The 18,170-nt window shown below is 39.5% G+C and carries 15 protein-coding genes; 12 read left to right on the top strand and 3 right to left on the bottom strand.

Going from position 1 to position 18,170, the window contains the following annotated elements; all coding sequences use genetic code 11:
* Positions 1-13: 13 nt before the first annotated feature.
* Together coaA and CBF33_RS06625 are read right to left on the bottom strand one after the other, a co-directional pair.
* A complete protein-coding gene (gene coaA, locus CBF33_RS06630) occupies positions 14-937 on the bottom strand; it encodes a type I pantothenate kinase (RefSeq protein WP_023606548.1) in 924 nt (307 codons plus the stop codon).
* A gap of 95 nt (positions 938-1,032) precedes the next feature.
* Positions 1,033-1,563, bottom strand: coding sequence for an acyl-CoA thioesterase (locus CBF33_RS06625; protein ID WP_023606547.1), 531 nt, complete (start codon positions 1,561-1,563; stop codon positions 1,033-1,035).
* A gap of 97 nt (positions 1,564-1,660) precedes the next feature.
* Here CBF33_RS06625 and CBF33_RS06620 point away from each other — a divergent pair, with 97 nt between their 5' ends.
* The 6 genes from CBF33_RS06620 to frr all read left to right on the top strand — a co-directional run bounded on the left by CBF33_RS06620 (position 1,661) and on the right by frr (position 6,214).
* Positions 1,661-2,227, top strand: a complete 567-nt coding sequence (locus CBF33_RS06620; protein WP_126762690.1) for a DUF459 domain-containing protein — start codon at positions 1,661-1,663, stop codon at positions 2,225-2,227.
* A gap of 1 nt (position 2,228) precedes the next feature.
* Positions 2,229-2,834, top strand: a complete 606-nt coding sequence (locus tag CBF33_RS06615; protein ID WP_126762688.1) for a class I SAM-dependent methyltransferase — start codon at positions 2,229-2,231, stop codon at positions 2,832-2,834.
* 179 nt (positions 2,835-3,013) lie between these two features.
* Positions 3,014-3,793 (top strand): 30S ribosomal protein S2, encoded by a 780-nt coding sequence (rpsB, locus tag CBF33_RS06610; RefSeq protein ID WP_023606544.1) that lies wholly within the window; start codon positions 3,014-3,016, stop codon positions 3,791-3,793.
* A gap of 125 nt (positions 3,794-3,918) precedes the next feature.
* Positions 3,919-4,797 carry a translation elongation factor Ts gene (tsf, locus tag CBF33_RS06605; protein WP_126762686.1) on the top strand — a complete coding sequence of 293 codons (879 nt, stop codon included), beginning with the start codon at positions 3,919-3,921 and terminating at the stop codon, positions 4,795-4,797.
* Positions 4,798-4,931: 134 nt separating this feature from the next.
* Complete coding sequence (gene pyrH / locus CBF33_RS06600) at positions 4,932-5,654, top strand: UMP kinase (RefSeq protein ID WP_023606542.1); 723 nt, start codon at positions 4,932-4,934, stop codon at positions 5,652-5,654.
* 2 nt (positions 5,655-5,656) lie between these two features.
* Entirely contained in the window at positions 5,657-6,214 is a 558-nt protein-coding gene (gene frr, locus CBF33_RS06595; RefSeq protein WP_023606541.1) for a ribosome recycling factor, read from the top strand.
* Between the two features lie 22 nt (positions 6,215-6,236).
* Here the strand turns inward: frr and CBF33_RS06590 are convergent, their stop codons facing one another.
* Complete coding sequence (locus tag CBF33_RS06590; RefSeq protein ID WP_126762684.1) at positions 6,237-7,817, bottom strand: ClC family H(+)/Cl(-) exchange transporter; 1,581 nt, start codon at positions 7,815-7,817, stop codon at positions 6,237-6,239.
* A gap of 216 nt (positions 7,818-8,033) precedes the next feature.
* On the opposite strand from CBF33_RS06590, the gene CBF33_RS06585 reads away from it, so the two are divergent.
* The 6 genes from CBF33_RS06585 to CBF33_RS06560 all read left to right on the top strand — a co-directional run bounded on the left by CBF33_RS06585 (position 8,034) and on the right by CBF33_RS06560 (position 17,731).
* Positions 8,034-8,849, top strand: coding sequence for an undecaprenyl pyrophosphate synthase (locus CBF33_RS06585; RefSeq protein ID WP_126762682.1), 816 nt, complete (start codon positions 8,034-8,036; stop codon positions 8,847-8,849).
* Positions 8,846-9,652 carry a phosphatidate cytidylyltransferase gene (locus CBF33_RS06580; protein ID WP_126762680.1) on the top strand — a complete coding sequence of 269 codons (807 nt, stop codon included), beginning with the start codon at positions 8,846-8,848 and terminating at the stop codon, positions 9,650-9,652. Before CBF33_RS06585 ends, CBF33_RS06580 begins: the two co-directional genes overlap by 4 nt.
* Positions 9,653-9,729: 77 nt before the next feature.
* Complete coding sequence (gene rseP / locus CBF33_RS06575; protein WP_126762678.1) at positions 9,730-11,022, top strand: RIP metalloprotease RseP; 1,293 nt, start codon at positions 9,730-9,732, stop codon at positions 11,020-11,022.
* Between the two features lie 29 nt (positions 11,023-11,051).
* The gene (locus CBF33_RS06570) at positions 11,052-12,755 is read left to right on the top strand and encodes a proline--tRNA ligase (protein ID WP_126762676.1); all 1,704 of its coding nucleotides are present in this window, start codon (positions 11,052-11,054) and stop codon (positions 12,753-12,755) included.
* 94 nt (positions 12,756-12,849) lie between these two features.
* The gene (locus tag CBF33_RS06565; protein ID WP_126762674.1) at positions 12,850-17,187 is read left to right on the top strand and encodes a PolC-type DNA polymerase III; all 4,338 of its coding nucleotides are present in this window, start codon (positions 12,850-12,852) and stop codon (positions 17,185-17,187) included.
* Positions 17,188-17,287: 100 nt separating this feature from the next.
* Complete coding sequence (locus CBF33_RS06560; RefSeq protein WP_023606534.1) at positions 17,288-17,731, top strand: Fur family transcriptional regulator; 444 nt, start codon at positions 17,288-17,290, stop codon at positions 17,729-17,731.
* Positions 17,732-18,170: the final 439 nt, after the last annotated feature.

The following is an 18,170-nucleotide window of genomic DNA, read 5'->3' as shown; positions in this document are numbered from 1 at the left end:
TTTCTATAAAATTTTAATATTTACGTAAGAATACTTCAGCGATTTGATGATGTTCTTCTTTACGGAGAATGACATCAGCTCGGCTGCGGGTTGGAAGGATATATTCTTCCAAGTTTTTTAAGTTCACGGTCTTCCAGACACGTTGGGCCATTTCAAAGGCTTCTTCTCTAGGTCCCATAGCATACGGGTAGTAGAAGTTTCCAGGATTACGAAAGGCAGTATCTAAGAGAGAGCCGAAACGGTCTAAATACCATGTTTCGATTAACGCAGGGTCGGCATCGACGTAGACTGAGAAGTCAAAGAAGTCACTCACATAAATCTGTTCGTTTGCCGGTAGTTGTAACGTGTTAATCCCTTCGACAATTAAAATGTCTGGTTCAACAATCGTTTCAATCTGGTCGGGAACGATATCGTAGCTTTCATGTGAATAGACGGGAATGTCGATACGTTCTTTGCCACTTTTCACCGCATCTAAAAAGTCAATCAAGCGTTCCATATCATAGCTTTCCGGGAATCCTTTGCGGCTCATGATACCACGTTCTTCTAAGACGGCGTTAGGATATAAGAAGCCATCGGTCGTGATTAAACGGACATTACGTCGTTTAAAAAGACGTGACAACATCATTTGTAATAAGCGAGCGGTCGTGCTTTTTCCAACGGCCACACTACCTGCTACGCCGATAACGTAAGGAGGGACACCTTGATATGATTGAATAAATAATCCTTTACTGACTTGTAAAGATTCATATTCTTTCATATAGACACGAATTAAATGTGTCAGTGGCAAATAAATATCTTGTACGTCTTGTAAAGATATTTGGTCGTTTAAACTCTTGATTTCTTGTAATTCCTCTTCCGTGAGCGGGGGAATACCATTGCGGTAAAGCTCCTGCCATTCTTCCCGAGAAAAACGGTGAAACTTTTTGGATGTGTTCATGAGAAGTAAGCCTCCAAGTTTACGAATTATGATATTAAATCAATGATACTATCTTATCATAAGCTGCTTGAGTTTTCTTCATTTTTCTTGAATTTTTACATCCAAGGTGGGTCGAGTGAAATCTCTTTGGCAAATGCTTCGCGTAATTTTAAATCGCGCATGCGGTTTTCTTTGCGAGTGAGATAGTCTTTGCTGACAGCAATTTCTTCGGCTGTTTCAGGTTGAACGCGTGGTAATGTGTACCCTTCTGGTAAATCCCCAGCTGCGACAAATGTCATAAAGCATGTTGCAGCGATAAAGCGGCGACCTGTTGGCAAGTCTTCACCAGTTACTTTGACAAATACTTCCATTGAAGTACGACCTGTTCCAGAAACAAAAGACTCGAGGCAAACAGATTGATTGGCATAAAGGGGTTCGAAAAAGTCGAGACGGTCAGTGGAAGCAGTCACGACGGGTTTGCGGGATAAGCGCGCAGCAGAAATGGCTGCACAGTTATCAATAAAGCCCATAAGTTTTCCGCCAAATAGTGTTTGATGATAATTTAAATCGGGTGGTAAAATAAGATGTGTTTGGACAACCCGTGTGTCTTTACAATGTAAGACTTCGGGTAATGATTCGTTTGACATGTTAAAAGATCTCCTATCGTGCTATGATGATTAAAATAATGCGTTATGATTATAACACAAGTAACGTAGTATGTGAAAAAGAGAGGAGCGAAAAGTGATGATAAAGATTGTTTTATTTGGAGATAGTATTACAGCCGGCTATACGAAAAAAGAAATCACAGCGAAATTAACGTGTCGAATGTCGGAATATTTTCCAAAAGCAGATATTATCAATGCAGGGATTCCCGGTGAAACGACAGAAGATGGGTTGAAACGGATTGAGGCGCATGTTTTAAAATATAAACCTGACATCGTCGTGATTTTTTTTGGAGCCAATGATGCCGCTCGTCATAAGTTTGTCTCGCTCGATCGCTATCAAAGAAATTTAGAAGAGATGATTCAATTAATCGGTCAAGAAAAAGTGGTGCTAGTTTCGCCGCCGTATACCAATCAGTTGCTTCGTCATAATGACCGTCCATTAGAACGTTTAATGCTGTATCGCGACGTGACAAAAAAACTAGCAAAGAAGTATCACTTGCCTTATGTAAATATGATGGCGAGTATGATGGCTGCACCTGACCCGAACGTTTATTTACAAAAAGATGGTTTACATTTTTCAAATAAAGGGTATGATTTACTAGCGAAAGAAATGGCTCGGGCGATTAAAGAAAGTAAAGGAGTTTGACATGACAAATCATTATTATACGAATGACCCTCAGAGTGCTCATGATTATCAGGAATGGACGTTTGAGTTGCGTGGTCATGTTTTAAAATTTACAACGGATAGCGGTGTGTTTTCTCGTGACCGTGTCGATTATGGTAGTGTCGTGTTGTTAGAGCATTTTGAAACAACACTGTTACCCGAAGGACCCATCTTAGATGTTGGTTGTGGCTATGGTCCGATTGGCTTGACGTTAGCGAAAGAAACAGGACGTTTGGTAGAAATGGTGGACGTGAATGACCGTGCGCTAGAGTTGGCGCAACGCAATGCTCGTATCAATGGCATAGACAAGGTAGAAATTTATCATTCACATGCGTATGAAGCTGTAAAAGAAAATGATTTCGCAGCAATCGTAACAAATCCTCCAATTCGCGCGGGGAAAAAGGTCGTCCATGAGATTTTAAGTGAGAGTTATCAGTATTTAACTACAGGTGGAACGCTGACGTGCGTCATTCAAAAGAAACAAGGAGCGCCAAGTGCCATGAAAAAGTTAGAAGAAGTATTTGGAAATGTCGAGGTAGTCGCCAAAGATAAAGGATACTATATCTTACGTAGTATCAAAGAAGCGTAATTTGGTACAAAGGACTTGCGTCGTTATCGTTCTTGTTGTATACTTATAAAGGTTCTGTAAAAATACAGGGCTAATACCACATCTACAATGATTTTCGGAGTGGTGCTAACACCTTGTTAGTTCTCTGTGAAAGAAGAGTTGTAGAGAGGAAAATAAAACCAAAATGGAGGAAACACAACATGGCAGTAATCTCAATGAAACAATTGCTAGAATCAGGTGTACACTTTGGACACCAAACACGTCGCTGGAACCCTAAGATGAAAAAATACATCTTCACTGAAAGAAACGGTATTTATATCATCGACTTACAAAAAACAGTTCGCTTAGTAGACGATGCTTACAACTATATGAAAGACATCGCAGCTAACGACGGCGTGGCATTATTCGTCGGTACAAAAAAACAAGCACAAGAAGCAATCAAAGAAGAAGCAGAACGTGCTGGTCAATACTACGTTAACCATCGTTGGTTAGGTGGAACATTGACTAACTGGGATACTATCCAAAAACGTATCGCACGTCTAAAAGAAATTACAAAAATGGAAGAAGAAGGCGTATTTGAAGTTCTTCCTAAAAAAGAAGTAGCGGGCTTAAACAAAGAACGTGAACGTTTAGAAAAATTCTTAGGCGGTATCGCTGATATGCCAAGAATTCCAGATGTTATCTTTATTGTAGACCCTCGTAAAGAGCGTATTGCAGTACAAGAAGCACGTAAACTTAATATTCCTATCGTAGCGATGGTTGATACTAACTGTGATCCAGATGAGATCGATGTAGTTATCCCATCTAACGATGACGCGATTCGCGCGGTAAAATTAATTGCTGGTAAAATGGCAGACGCATTCATCGAAGGCCGTCAAGGTGAAGATGAAGTAGTCGAAGAAACATTTGCAGCAGAAGCAACAGATGCTGATTCTTTAGAAGAAATCGTAGAAGTTGTAGAAGGCGACAACGCTGAATAATTAAACGAAATTAAATGTGTCTCAAAGGCTATGTATCAGTTGGCGAAAGAAGTAGCCCGCTCTACCCTTTGAGACTTTTTTTAAAGAGAGAATAGAGAATACAGATTAAATAGGAGGCAATAGTAATGGCACAAAAAATTACAGCAGCAATGGTTAAAGAGTTACGCGACAAAACAGGCGTTGGTATGATGGACGCTAAACGCGCTTTAGTAGAAGTAGATGGCGATATGGAAAAAGCGATTGACCATTTACGTGAAACAGGTATGGCAAAAGCAGCTAAGAAAGGCGACCGTATTGCAGCAGAAGGTTTAGCAAACGTCTATGTAGCTGGAAATGTTGCAGCAGCTGTTGAAATCAACTCAGAAACAGACTTCGTTGCAAAAAATGATCAATTTAAAGATTTAGTTGTTAAAATCGCTAAACTTGTAGCAGAAAACAAACCTGCTAACATGGAAGAAGCGTTAGCAATTGAAACAGATAAAGGAACTGTTGAAAAAGAAATCATGGAAGCAACTACTGTTATCGGTGAGAAAATTGCATTCCGTCGTTTCCATTTAGTTGAAAAAACAGATGAACAATCATTTGGTGCTTACGTGCATGCGGGTGGTTCAATTGTAGCAATCACAGTAGTAGATGGCGATAATGAAGATGTTGCTAAAGACGTTGCTATGCACGTTGCAGCGATCAACCCTCGTTACTTAACAAGTGCTGAAGTACCAGCAGAAGAATTAGATCGCGAGCGTTCAGTTTTAACTGAGCAAGCATTAAACGAAGGCAAACCTGAAAAAATCGTTGAAAAAATGGTTGAAGGTCGTATGCATAAATTCTTAGCAGAAATCTGTTTAGTGGACCAACCATTTGTTAAAGATCCAGACATGACTGTAGCGAAATACGTTGCGTCTAAAAATACAGAAATTAAAAACTTTGTTCGCTTTGAAGTGGGCGAAGGTTTAGAAAAACGCGAAGAAAACTTTGCTGACGAAGTTAAGAGCCAAATGAAATAAGCTATCTCAATGATAGAAAGGGACGCACCTTGTTGTAACAAGGGCGCTCCCTTTTTTTAGGCAAAATAGTCTAAGAAGCATTGACAGATAGAATATGTTAAACTGAAGAGAGCACGAAAATGGAGGGAAAGTGGATGTCTAATCCTAAATATCAACGCGTTGTATTAAAAGTAAGTGGTGAAGCTTTAGCGGGAGATGCTGGTTTCGGTATTCAACCACCAACAATTGAAGAAATCTGTGAAGAGATTAAAGAAGTACATGATTTAGGAATCGAAGTCGCGATTGTTGTTGGCGGTGGTAATATTTGGCGTGGTAACGTTGGAGCTGAGATGGGGATGGAACGTGCCCAAGCTGATTATATGGGAATGTTAGCAACAGTGATGAATGCTCTTGCGTTGCAAGATGTATTAGAAAATGTTGGCGTACCAACGCGCGTTCAAACGTCAATTGAAATGCGTCAAATTGCTGAACCTTATATTCGTCGTCGTGCCGTACGTCACCTTGAAAAAGGACGTGTTGTTATTTTTGCAGGAGGAACGGGTAACCCATACTTCTCAACAGATACAACAGCAGCACTTCGAGCGGCTGAAATTAATGCAGACGTGATATTAATGGCTAAAAACAATGTGGATGGGGTTTATTCTGCCGATCCAAAACATGAAAAAACAGCCACAAAATTTGATGAATTAACACACTTAGATGTTATTTCAAAAGGGTTAGCTGTGATGGATTCAACAGCAAGCTCATTAAGTATGGATAATGACATTCCATTAGTCGTCTTTAACTTGAATGAACGAGGCAATATTAAACGCGTTTGTCTTGGAGAAAATATTGGAACAACTGTAAGGGGGAAATAAGAATGGCACAAGAAGTATTAACAGCAGCAGCTGACCGTATGAAAAAATCGGAAGAAAGTTTACAACGTGAACTTGGGTATATTCGTGCCGGTCGTGCAAATGCAAGTATTTTAGACCGTGTAGAAGTGATGTACTACGGTGCACCAACACCTTTAAATCAACTCGCTCAAATTTCTATTCCAGAAGCGCGCGTATTGATGATTACACCTTTTGATAAAAATTCACTTGAAGATGTTGAAAAAGCTATTTTAGCAAGTGATGTTGGCATTAGTCCGGCAAATGACGGTAACGTGATTCGCTTGGTTATTCCTCAATTAACAGAAGAGCGTCGTAAAGAATTAGCAAAAGAAGTCGGCAAATATGCTGAAAATGCGAAAGTAGCAGTTCGTAATATCCGTCGTGACGCGATTGACGAATTGAAAAAGTTAGAAAAAGATAAAGAAATCTCTGAAGATGAGTTACGTACGTTAGAGAAAAAAGTTCAAGATATTACAGATAAAAGTACTGCACGTATCGATGAAATTACGGCAGCAAAAGAAGAAGAATTACTAGAAGTTTAAAAAGAAAAACGTTAGATGTGGTTTAATCCACAACTAACGTTTTTTTATTAGTCGCAAGCGTGCGCGACTCGATAATTTGACGAACTTCTTTATTACCTAAATCATAGCTTAAAATATATAAAATATCGCCAGATGTCACAATCGTATCTCCTGAAGGGATGAGTTCTCTTTCGCCTCGACGGATGCTAGCGACTAGGCATCCGCTTGGTAAGGTAGCGTCCATTAATGGACGACCGTCCAGAAAACTTCCAACTTGAACGGGAAAAGCGAGTAACTCTTTAGTGCCTTTTGTTAATGGCACAGCTTTGGTATCGAGTCGTTCTAAAAGAGCTTCGTAAATGGGTTCGCCACCTAGTAAGTCTAAAGTGATGTATGCGACTAAAGCCACAATAGAAAGCGTCATTAATTGTTGAAAATTACCTGTCATCTCTGTAATTAAAATAATAGCGGTCAGAGGTGCTTTCCCTACGGCTGTAAAAAAGCCAGCCATACCTAGAATAATAAAATTAATCTTAAAGTCAGCGGGGAGCCAAGTTTCTGGTAACGCTGCAACATACAGTGTGCCAAGTATAGCGCCTAAAGACAGTACAGGTAAGAAAATACCTCCTGGTAAACCGGAACCGTAAGAAATCATTGAAAAGATAAAACGTAGAAGAAAAATACCGAGTAAAAGTTGAAAAGAATAACTTTGCGTTTCTAATAAACTAATGACTTGGCTGCCGCCTCCTAATAAGTGTGGAAAGAAAAAACCAATAGGAATCACGCAGATGAAAGGGACGACTCCCCAGTAGTGACTTGGAAGATGTCGTAATTTTTTGTAGAAGCGTGGCATAGCAAGTAAAACGAGTTGATACAAATAGCCTATGACACCTAAAAGTATACCTAATCCAACTAACCAAGGATAGAAACGTAAGGGTATTTTTTCTAATGCACCAAAATGTAGAATAGGTGAAAGGCCAAAAAATGTTTGTGAGACAAAGTTTGCTGAGACAGTAGCTGAAAAAGCAGATAAAAGAACAATGGGTGAAAAATGATGATGAATCTCTTCTAGTACAAAAACGAGTCCAGCTAAAGGAGCGTTAAATGCCGCAGCTAAACCTGCTCCAGCTCCACTTGAAATCAATATTTTTTTCGAAGTGGCATTGCCATTCAACCAACTATTCACTCCATCTCCAACAGCTGCTCCTAGTTGAATAGAAGGGCCTTCGCGACCAAGAAACAGACCAGAACTAATGCTGAGTAAGCCTGCAATCGTTTTACGCCATAAGACTGACCACCAGTTCATCGTTAGGACACCGGCAACTTGGCCTTCGACTTGAGGGATGCCGCTTCCTTTAATCGCAGGTTCTTGTTTTACGAGTCTACCGATAAAAATAGCGACTATCAGCGATAAACCAAGCCAGGGGATTAGCCACAGCGGATGTTCTGTAGCAAAATGATAAAAACGAATCACTTGATGAGTAAGAGCGTGTATCCCCAAGCGAAACAGACTGACGACCAGTCCGGCAAGTAAGCCAACAAGCACACCTTTTCCAATAAAAGTTAAACGATGTCGATCTAAGTAAGTCGTTAAAAAGGACTCACTTTTTTCCTTTTCTTTCATAATATTCTCTCCTTTGAAAATAACCTCTCTATCTATCATATAGATAAAAACGAAAACTTTCAAAAAGATTTTGAAAAACTCTGTAAAAAAACGTGAAATCAAGTGACAAAGTGTTAAGAAACAGCAAAAAAAGAGTGTATTCTATAGTTTTGATAGGTTTTTAAGGGTAATTTTGCTACAATAATAACGATAGACTCATAGAAAGGATGGGAGAATATGTTTCGACTATTCCCGCAAAAAAATAAATATACTAAAACAGATTCCACTGTGGCTTTTCAAGCCAATGGACCTGTTCCAAAACATTTAGCGATTATCATGGACGGTAACGGTCGTTGGGCTGAAAATCGACGCTTGCCACGTGTCGCAGGGCATCGAGAAGGTATGAACACGGTAAAGAAGATTACAAAAAAAGCAAGTCAGTTAGGAATAAAGGCATTAACGTTGTACGCTTTTTCAACAGAAAACTGGAAACGGCCAGATGACGAGGTTAATTTCTTAATGCAGTTGCCTGTTGATTTTTTCGATGAATTTGTACCTGAATTGGTAGCAGAAGATGTCCAAGTACAAGTAATGGGAGATGTGATGGGGCTGCCTGCGCATACACAAGGTGCAGTTAAGCGTGCCATTGAAGCAACAGCTCACTGTCGGGGAATGATTTTAAATTTCGCGTTAAATTACGGAAGCCGGTCTGAAATTTTACAAGCGGTCAACCGCCTACTTGTCGAAGCAAAAGAAGGACGTTTAGAAGGAACTGTAACAGAAGAACAATTTTCTGAGCAACTGATGACAGCTGCTTTAGGAAGTGAATTGCAAGATCCTGATTTACTAATTCGTACAAGTGGAGAAGAACGTATTAGTAATTTTTTATTATGGCAAATTGCTTATAGCGAGTTATATTTTTCGCCAGCTTATTGGCCTGATTTTGATGGAGAACATTTAGAGGAAGCGTTAGCTACTTATCAACAGCGCAACCGCCGCTTTGGTGGTCTCTCTACGCCATCAGTGGAAGAAATAAAGGAGGAAATAGAATGAAACAACGTGTGATTACAGCGGTCATAGCCCTGTTAGTTTTTATTCCCATTATTTGGTACGGAGGAGTTGTTTTCCAATTTGCCGTAGCACTATTAGCAGCGGTTGCGATATACGAACTGTTTCGTATGCGAGGACTTAAAATTAATAGTTTTGAAGGAGTTATTTCAATTATAGGTGTTTTGTTTTTAGTGTTACCGATTGATGACTGGTTTTTCTTTTTACCTGCCACGGCAGATAACTTTTATCTATTTTACTTATCAGTGATGGTGTTGCTAAGCGCCTCTGTTTTTTCAAAAAACACGTATACATTTGAAGATGCGGCTTTTCCAGTTTTGGCAACACTCTATGTGGGTATTGGCTTCAAGAGTTTTTTATTAGCACGTGGACTGGGACAAGATTTCAGTGTATTAATATATGGTTTAGCCATCGTTTGGAGTACGGATATTGGGGCCTATATGATTGGACGAAAAGTTGGGAAAAACAAATTAGCCCCGCATGTCTCGCCTAATAAAACAATAGAAGGCTCTTTGGGTGGCATCCTCTGTGCGTTAGCAGCGTCACTTATCGTCTTTTTAATCTACCCGGCCAAAACATATTTTGGACATTCTGTATGGGCTTTATTGCCGATGACCGTCGTTTTATCAGTAGCGGGTCAGTTGGGAGATTTAGTTGAATCAGCGTTAAAACGTTTCTATGGTGTTAAAGATTCTGGCAAGATTTTACCTGGACACGGCGGTATTTTAGACCGATTTGATAGCTTGCTATTCGTGTTTCCTTTGATGAAGCTGTTCGGTATTATCTAAAAATCATATCTTGGTTTGTTCGAACGTCTTGTGATAGAATAGAAACAGTTTATTAATAGTAGAACAGGAGCGTGTGCATGAAAGCTTTACTTGTTTTTATCTTAGTATTTGGCTTAATCGTGACCATTCATGAGTTGGGACACTTTCTTTTTGCCAAATGGTCAGGCATTCTCGTTAGAGAGTTTTCTATCGGGATGGGGCCAAAAGTTTTTGCTCATCAAGCAAAAGATGGGACAACCTACACGTTACGTCTTTTACCAGTTGGCGGTTACGTTCGCATGGCTGGGATGGGAGAAGAAGAGGCTGATTTAACTGCTGGCCAAACAATCGGCTTAGTGCTTAATGAGCAGCAACGTGTAGTTAAAATTAACACGAGTGAAAAAGTGCAATTGCCTAACGCATTGCCCATGGAGTTAGTGAAAGCTGATTTAGAAGATGAATTAATGATAGTTGGGAATGTTTACTATGCAGGTGGTCGAGAACAACGTACCTATCAAGTAGAACATGATGCGACGATTATCGAGGCAGATGGAACGGAAGTGCGTATTGCACCACTAGATGTTCAGTTTCAATCGGCTAAGCTATACCAACGTCTGTTAACGAACTTCGCCGGTCCATTATTTAACTTCATCCTAACCTTTACTTTGTTTTTTATTATGTTGAATATGCAAGGTGGTATTTATGAAGCCGAGTTAGATTCTGGTAAAATTGGTGGCATTCAAGCTGAAAGTTTAGCTGACGAGATAGGCTTGAAAGCTGGAGATGAAATCGTGTCGATTGATAATCAACCGATTCGTGAGTTTACCGATATTTCAAAAGAGCTTGAAAAAGCTGAAAATAAAGAAATTCAAATGACTATCAAGCGTCAAAAGTCAGAAAAACAATTAACGTTAACGCCTAAAGAAGTAACACAAGAAGATGGCACTAAGCGTGTCATGTTAGGAGTCGTGCCGGCAACGCGCCTCGTTCCGCTAAATATTGGTGGAAAGTTAAAAGAAGCCGTTCATCAAACGACAGCTAGTGCATTATTAATCTTTCGAGCATTAAAAGATTTAGTGTCAGACTTTAGTTTAAATAAACTAGGAGGCCCTGTGATGATTTTCCAAGCGTCTTCTCAGGTGGCCAATGAAAGCCTGTTAACGATTTTACGTTTTACTGCTATTTTAAGTGTCAACTTAGGTATTATGAACTTATTGCCGATTCCGATGTTAGATGGTGGGAAAATACTTTTCAACTTAATCGAAGGAATACGTCGCAAACCGTTAAACCCGGAATTAGAAGCACGTGTAACGTTTGTTGGGTTTGCGTTACTCATGTTATTAATGGTGTTAGTTACTTGGAATGATATATTACGCTTTTTTACGAAATAATTGAAATCAAAGGATAGAGGAGATTGAATATGAAACAGTCAAAAATGTTGATTCCAACATTAAGAGAAGTGCCAAATGAAGCAGAGGTGCTAAGTCACCAATTATTGTTACGCGCAGGGTATATTCGTCAAGTTTCTGCAGGTGTTTATAGTTACTTGCCTTTAGCAACACGTGTTTTAGAGAAAATCAAAACGATTTTACGCGAAGAGTTTGAAGAAATCGATGCGGTGGAAATGTTAATGCCGTCTATGTTGCCAGCTGAGTTATGGAAAGAATCAGGGCGTTACGAAACATACGGACCATTATTGATGAAGTTTAATGATCGTCATGGTCGTGATTATATCTTAGGGCCAACTCATGAAGAAGCCTTTACGGATTTGATTAAACAAGAAGTGACGTCTTATAAACGCCTACCACTATCACTATATCAAATTCAAACGAAATATCGCGATGAAAAACGTCCACGCTCTGGTCTGTTACGTGGTCGCGACTTCATTATGAAAGATGCTTACTCTTTCCATGATTCTGAAGAGAGTTTAGACGAAGGATACCGTGGTTATGAAAAAGCTTATACGCGCATCTTTGAACGTTGCGGTTTAGACTTCCGTGCCATTATCGGTGACGGTGGTGCGATGGGTGGTAGCGATTCGAAAGAATTTATGGCGATTTCTGATATTGGTGAAGATGTCATTTGCTATTCAAGCGAAAGTGACTATGCCGCGAACTTAGAAATGGCAACCTCTCTATATCAGCCTTCACAAGTACGTGAGTCTGTTTTAGAACTTGAAAAAGTAGCAACACCTAATGTTGAGACGATTGAACAAGTCGCTGAATTCCTAGAAGTTGATCCAAAACGTATTATTAAATCTGTGCTCTTTATGGCGGATGAAAAACCAGTGCTTGTTTTAGTACGTGGTGATCATGAAGTCAACGATATCAAATTGAAAAACTATTTAGGCGCAGACTTTTTAGAACCAGCTGAAAATGAAGAAGCTATACGTTACTTTGGCGCAGACTTTGGTTCGATTGGTCCTATATCTGTTCCAGAAGACGTGAAAGTTTTAGCTGATTTATACATTCAAGATGTTCAAAACGGTGTTTGCGGTGCGAATGAATCAGGTTATCACTATATCAATGTTAACTTAGACCGTGATTTTAAAGTTGAAACATTCGAAGATTTACGCTTTGTTCAAGAAGGCGACCCATCTCCTGATGGTGAAGGCGTTATTAAATTCACTAAAGGAATTGAGATTGGTCACATTTTCAAATTAGGAACACGTTATAGTGAAAGTATGGGAGCTAATGTTTTAGATAAAAATGGCCGTGAGATTCCAGTGATTATGGGATGTTATGGTATCGGGGTTAGTCGTTTAATGTCTGCTATCGTAGAGCAATATGCCGATGAGAATGGCATGAACTGGCCAAAAGGCTTAGCGCCATTTGATTTACATCTCGTTCCAATCAACTTAAATGACGAAGCACAAGCGGCATTAACGAGTGAAGTTGAAGACACCATGAAAAAAGCTGGTTATCAAGTGTTAATTGACGACCGCAAAGAACGTGCTGGAGTTAAATTTGCCGATTCAGATTTGATTGGTCTACCAGTACGTGTGACAATTGGTAAAAAAGCAGCGGAAGGTATCGTTGAAGTTAAAATTCGTGCGACAGGCGAGACCGTTGAAGTACGAAAAGAAGAATTAATTGAAACGCTGAATATTTTAATGAACGCGTAGTGTTAGCTAAAGGAAGTTAGAAGAGGAGACAAGTGATGCGAGTATACAGCCTTACTTGTCTCTTTTTATGGAAAAGAAGTAGGAGGGACCAACCTTGTCGTTAAATGCTCAAGAGCTATTTGAAAAATTAATGGAACAAGCACGACTCACATCATATGTGCAGGAGCAACCGATTTTACAATCAGGAAAAGTTGAAAAAGTGAAAGTCTATAAGCATGAGCGACGTTGGCATTTTCATTTACAATTTGAACAGCTATTACCTTTTGCCGTATATGAAACGATGACGCAAGCTTTAGCGAAAGCTTTTGCTGAAATAGCGCACGTCGATTGGACGATACATGTCGAAAATCCAGTGTGTGATGAAGCGCTGATTCGTGCATACTGGCAAACGGCTTTACAAAGAAGTGAATGTAATGAAGCAATTGTAAATGGGACACTTTCATCACAATTACCCCATTATCAAAATAATCAGTTGAGTGTGTTGATTGAAAATGATGGGATATTAAATTACTTAACAGACAATTATTTACCGGCTGTTAGTCGTGCGTATTGTCAACTAGGTTTTCCTAAGTTGCCAATTACGCCAGTCTTACATCAAGAAAAAGCAGAGGAAAACCGCCAAGCATTTGCCGAACGTCAGCGAGTACAGCAAGAAGCAATTATGGCGAAAGCTAATGAAGCACTATTAAAACACGAACAACAAAAACAGGAGAAAAAGCAAGCTGTGCCTGTTTTAGAAGGCCCAATTCAAATGGGACGTCCGATTCAAATGGAAGAGCCGATTACGCCAATGGTGACCATCTTAGAAGAAGAACGTCGTGTCACGCTTGAAGGCTATGTGTTTGATATTGAAGTCCGTGACTTACGTTCTGGACGTCAGATTCTCATCTTAAAAATGACGGATTATTCGTCATCGTTTATCGTTAAAAAGTTTTCTAATGGCGAGAAAGATGAAGCGGTATTCGCTGCGTTGAAAAAAGGCATGTGGCTAAAAGTTCGCGGAAGTATTCAAGAAGACACGTTCATGCGTGATTTAGTAATGAATGCGCAAGATTTGGTAGAAGTGAAAAAGTCCGTTCGTAAAGATACAGCACCTGCCGACCAAAAGCGGGTTGAATTTCACGCGCATACGAATATGAGTACGATGGATGGAATTGTCAGCGCCAGTGACTTAGTCGCAAGAGCAGGGGAATGGGGCATGCCGGCAATTGCGATTACTGACCATAGTGGTGCGCAATCTTTTCCTGACGCTCATCACGCTGGTCAAAAACACGGTGTGAAGATTTTATATGGCGTCGAGGCGAATGTTATTGATGACGGCGTTCCTATTGCATACAATGTCGACGACCGCTCGTTAAGTGACGCCACATATGTCGTGTTTGACGTCGAAACAACCGGTTTATCGGCGGTTTATGATACGATTATTGAATTAGCCGGCGTCAAAATGCAAAAAGGGAATATCATCGAAACTTTTGAAGAGTTCATCGACCCAGGACATCCTTTATCTCAGACAACGATTAGTTTGACAGGGATTACTGATGAGATGGTACGAGGCTCTAAGTCTGAAGAAGAAGTACTCCGACAATTTCGTGAGTTTTGTGGCGATGCAATTTTGGTCGCGCATAATGCGAGTTTTGATATGGGGTTCTTAAATACAAGTTATGGTAAGTATGAAATACCTGAAGCTCCTAACCCAGTGATTGATACGCTAGAACTGTCACGCTTTCTTCATCCCGCATGGAAAAGTCACCGTTTGAATACATTAGCGAAAAAGTACGGTGTTAATTTAGAGCAACATCACCGTGCCATTTATGACTCGGAAACGACCAGTCACTTATGCTGGATATTTTTAAAGAAAGCAGCAGATGAACATGGTATTTTAAAACATTCAGAGTTAAACGAGCATGTCGGAGAAGGGGATGCTTATAAGCGTGCGCGTCCATTTCATGCCACGATTATGGCACAGACTCAAGCGGGCTTAAAAATTCTCTTTAAACTAATTTCCGCTTCGAATATCGATTATTTTTATCGTATCCCTAGAATACCTCGCTCATTATTGAATGAATTAAGAGAAGGACTATTGATAGGGTCAGCTTGTAGTAATGGTGAAATTTTTGAAGCGATGATGCAAAAAGGCTATGATGAAGCCTTGTCACGTGCGAAGTTTTATGATTATATTGAAATCATGCCAAAACCTGTCTATGCCCCGTTAATGGAGCAAGAAATGATAAAAAGTGAGCACGACTTAGAAGAAATCCTTACGAACTTAGTTAAGATAGGGGACGAATTAGGAAAACCTGTGATTGCTACGGGGAATGTTCACTATTTAGATGAAACAGATAAAATCTATCGGGAAGTACTGATTAATTCAATGGGCGGCGCTAATCCGTTAAATCGGTTTAAATTACCAGATGTACAATTTAGAACAACTGATGAGATGTTAGAGGCATTTTCATTCTTAGGCGAAGACGTTGCTCAACGAGTAGTAGTGACGGAAACACAAAAACTTGCCAATCGATTTGAAGAAGTGACACCTGTCAAGACCGATTTGTATACACCCAAGATTGAAGGGTCTGAACAAGAAATTACAGATTTGAGTTACAATGAAGCTCGCCGCTTATATGGCGAAGACTTACCAGAGATAGTCGAGAAACGACTAAAGAAAGAGCTAGACAGTATTATCGGAAACGGCTTTTCCGTTATCTATCTGATTTCTCAAAAGTTGGTTCATAAAAGTCTACAAGATGGCTACTTAGTTGGGTCACGTGGGTCGGTTGGTTCAAGTTTTGTCGCAACCATGACGGGGATTACCGAAGTTAACCCTCTAGCTCCGCACTACCGATGTGCAAAATGTCAGTACTCAGAATTTTTCGAAGACGGTTCAGTCGGTTCAGGCTTTGACTTACCTGAAAAAGATTGTCCAAAATGTGGAGCACGTTTGTTTAAAGATGGTCATGATATTCCGTTTGAAACGTTTTTAGGATTTCATGGAGATAAAGTACCGGATATTGATTTAAACTTTTCTGGGACGTATCAACCACAGGCACATGATTATACAAAAGTGCTATTCGGGGAAGAGTACGTCTATCGAGCAGGAACCATCGGAACCGTTGCGGATAAAACAGCTTTCGGCTTTGCTAAAGGATACGAACGCGACCATAACTTAACACTCCGTAGTGCCGAAATTGATCGTTTGGCTAAGGGGTCGACAGGTGTTAAAAGAACCACCGGTCAACATCCGGGTGGGATAATTGTTATACCTGATTATATGGATGTTTATGATTTTACTCCAATACAGTATCCAGCAGATGATCAAGATTCGGAATGGAAAACGACCCACTTTGACTTCCACTCGATTCATGACAACGTCTTAAAACTAGATATTCTCGGTCATGATGATCCTACAGTGATTCGTATGCTGCAAGATTTATCAGGTATCGATCCAACCACGATTCCAACAGATGACCCGGAAGTAATGAAGATTTTTTCAGGACCGGAAGTATTAGGTGTGACTCCAGATCAAATAAACTCTAAAACCGGTTCGCTAGGTATTCCCGAATTTGGAACAAAGTTTGTTAGAGGAATGCTAGAACAGACGCATCCAACAACCTTTGCTGAATTGCTACAAATATCTGGACTATCACACGGAACAGATGTCTGGTTAGGAAATGCTGAAGAGCTTATTCGTCAAGGAACAACGACTTTATCCGAAGTTATCGGGTGTCGTGATGATATCATGGTGTACCTCATTCATAACGGCTTGGAAGATGGGTTGGCATTTAAAATTATGGAAAGCGTCCGAAAGGGGAAAGGTATACCCGATGAATGGCAAAAAGAAATGCGAGAAGTCGGTATTCCAGAGTGGTATATTGATTCATGTTTAAAAATTAAATATATGTTCCCGAAAGCTCACGCTGCCGCTTATGTTTTGATGGCGTTGCGCGTTGCTTACTTTAAAGTCCACTTCCCAATTCTTTACTATGCTGCTTATTTTTCCGTTCGTGCAAACGACTTTGATTTAGTCGCCATGGCAAACGGAAAAGAGGCTGTGAAAGAAAAAATGAAAGAAATTACTCACAAAGGAATGGACGCCTCTGCGAAAGAAAAAAACCTCCTAACTGTTTTGGAGTTGTGCAATGAGATGTTAGAACGTGGATTTGAATTTAAAATGGTAGATTTGTATAAATCAGACGCTAATGACTTTGTTATAGAAGGAAATACGTTAATTGCACCATTTAGAGCAGTACCGAGTTTAGGAGATAACGTTGCGAAACAAATAATGGCCGCACGAGAAGAACGAGAATTTCTCTCTAAAGAGGATTTAGCAACGAGAGGAAAAGTATCTAAGACGGTGATTGAATATTTGGATGAAAATGGAGTTTTAAAAGGACTTCCAGATGAAAACCAACTATCTTTATTCGATATGCTATAAGCCTAGAAAATTTCTAGGCTTATTTTTTTGGTTTTGCTATTGGAAAAAAATAGTAGATTGGTGTATATTATATAGAAGAATGAAAGGAGGAGAGACTTCAATGGAAAATCATAAAGTAATGGAAGCTGTTGCAGAGTTAAAACATAATGACATTCGTATTACACCACAACGGTATGCAATTTTAGAGTATTTAATTGAAAGTCATGCTCATCCAACAGCTGATGAGATATACCAAGCATTAGTCGATCGCTTTCCTAATATGAGTGTTGCGACAGTCTACAATAACTTACGCTTATTCACAAAAATTGGATTTGTCCAAGAAATGGCATATGGAGATGCATCTAGTCGCTTTGACTTTGCAAGCAAGCCGCATTATCATGCCATATGCGAAGAATGTGGAAAAATTGTCGATACCTACTATCCAGGGTTAGAGGACGTCGAAGTAGCGACTGAGCAACTAACAGGCTTCAAGATACATGAACACCGAATGGAGCTATATGGTGTCTGTCCAGAATGTCAGGCTAAAAAAAGCCAATTAATGTAAAATAAGACTTGCTTTTTAAATTTAAAGTTGCTATAGTAATTAATGCCGATAACGAATGATAAACATGTTTTAAAAATATGTTGACATTTATATGAGGCGATGATATGATATAAAAGTTGTCGCTTTTAAAAGAGACGACAAAAAATAAATAATATTTTTTAAAAAGATAGTTGACGGATTCAACTAATCGTGATATTATTTAGAAGTTGTCACAAACGACAACGAAAAAAAAAATAAAAAATAATTTCAAAAAAGTTGTTGACACAGTCAACCAACTGTGATATTATTTAGAAGTTGTCGCAAACGGCAACGAAGTAGACCTTTGAAAACTGAACAAAGTAAGACGAACCAAATGTGTAGGGCGTTTTTACAAGTGTAAAAACAAACACAATTTTACAGTTTTTTATAAAAACTGATAGTGAAGTCAATTCGCTAGCAA

This window comes from Vagococcus lutrae (assembly GCF_003987555.1).
GTDB classification, from domain to species: domain Bacteria; phylum Bacillota; class Bacilli; order Lactobacillales; family Vagococcaceae; genus Vagococcus_A; species Vagococcus_A lutrae.
Note: the sequence above shows the minus strand (reverse complement) of the source record. Positions and strands in the feature narration are given on the sequence as shown.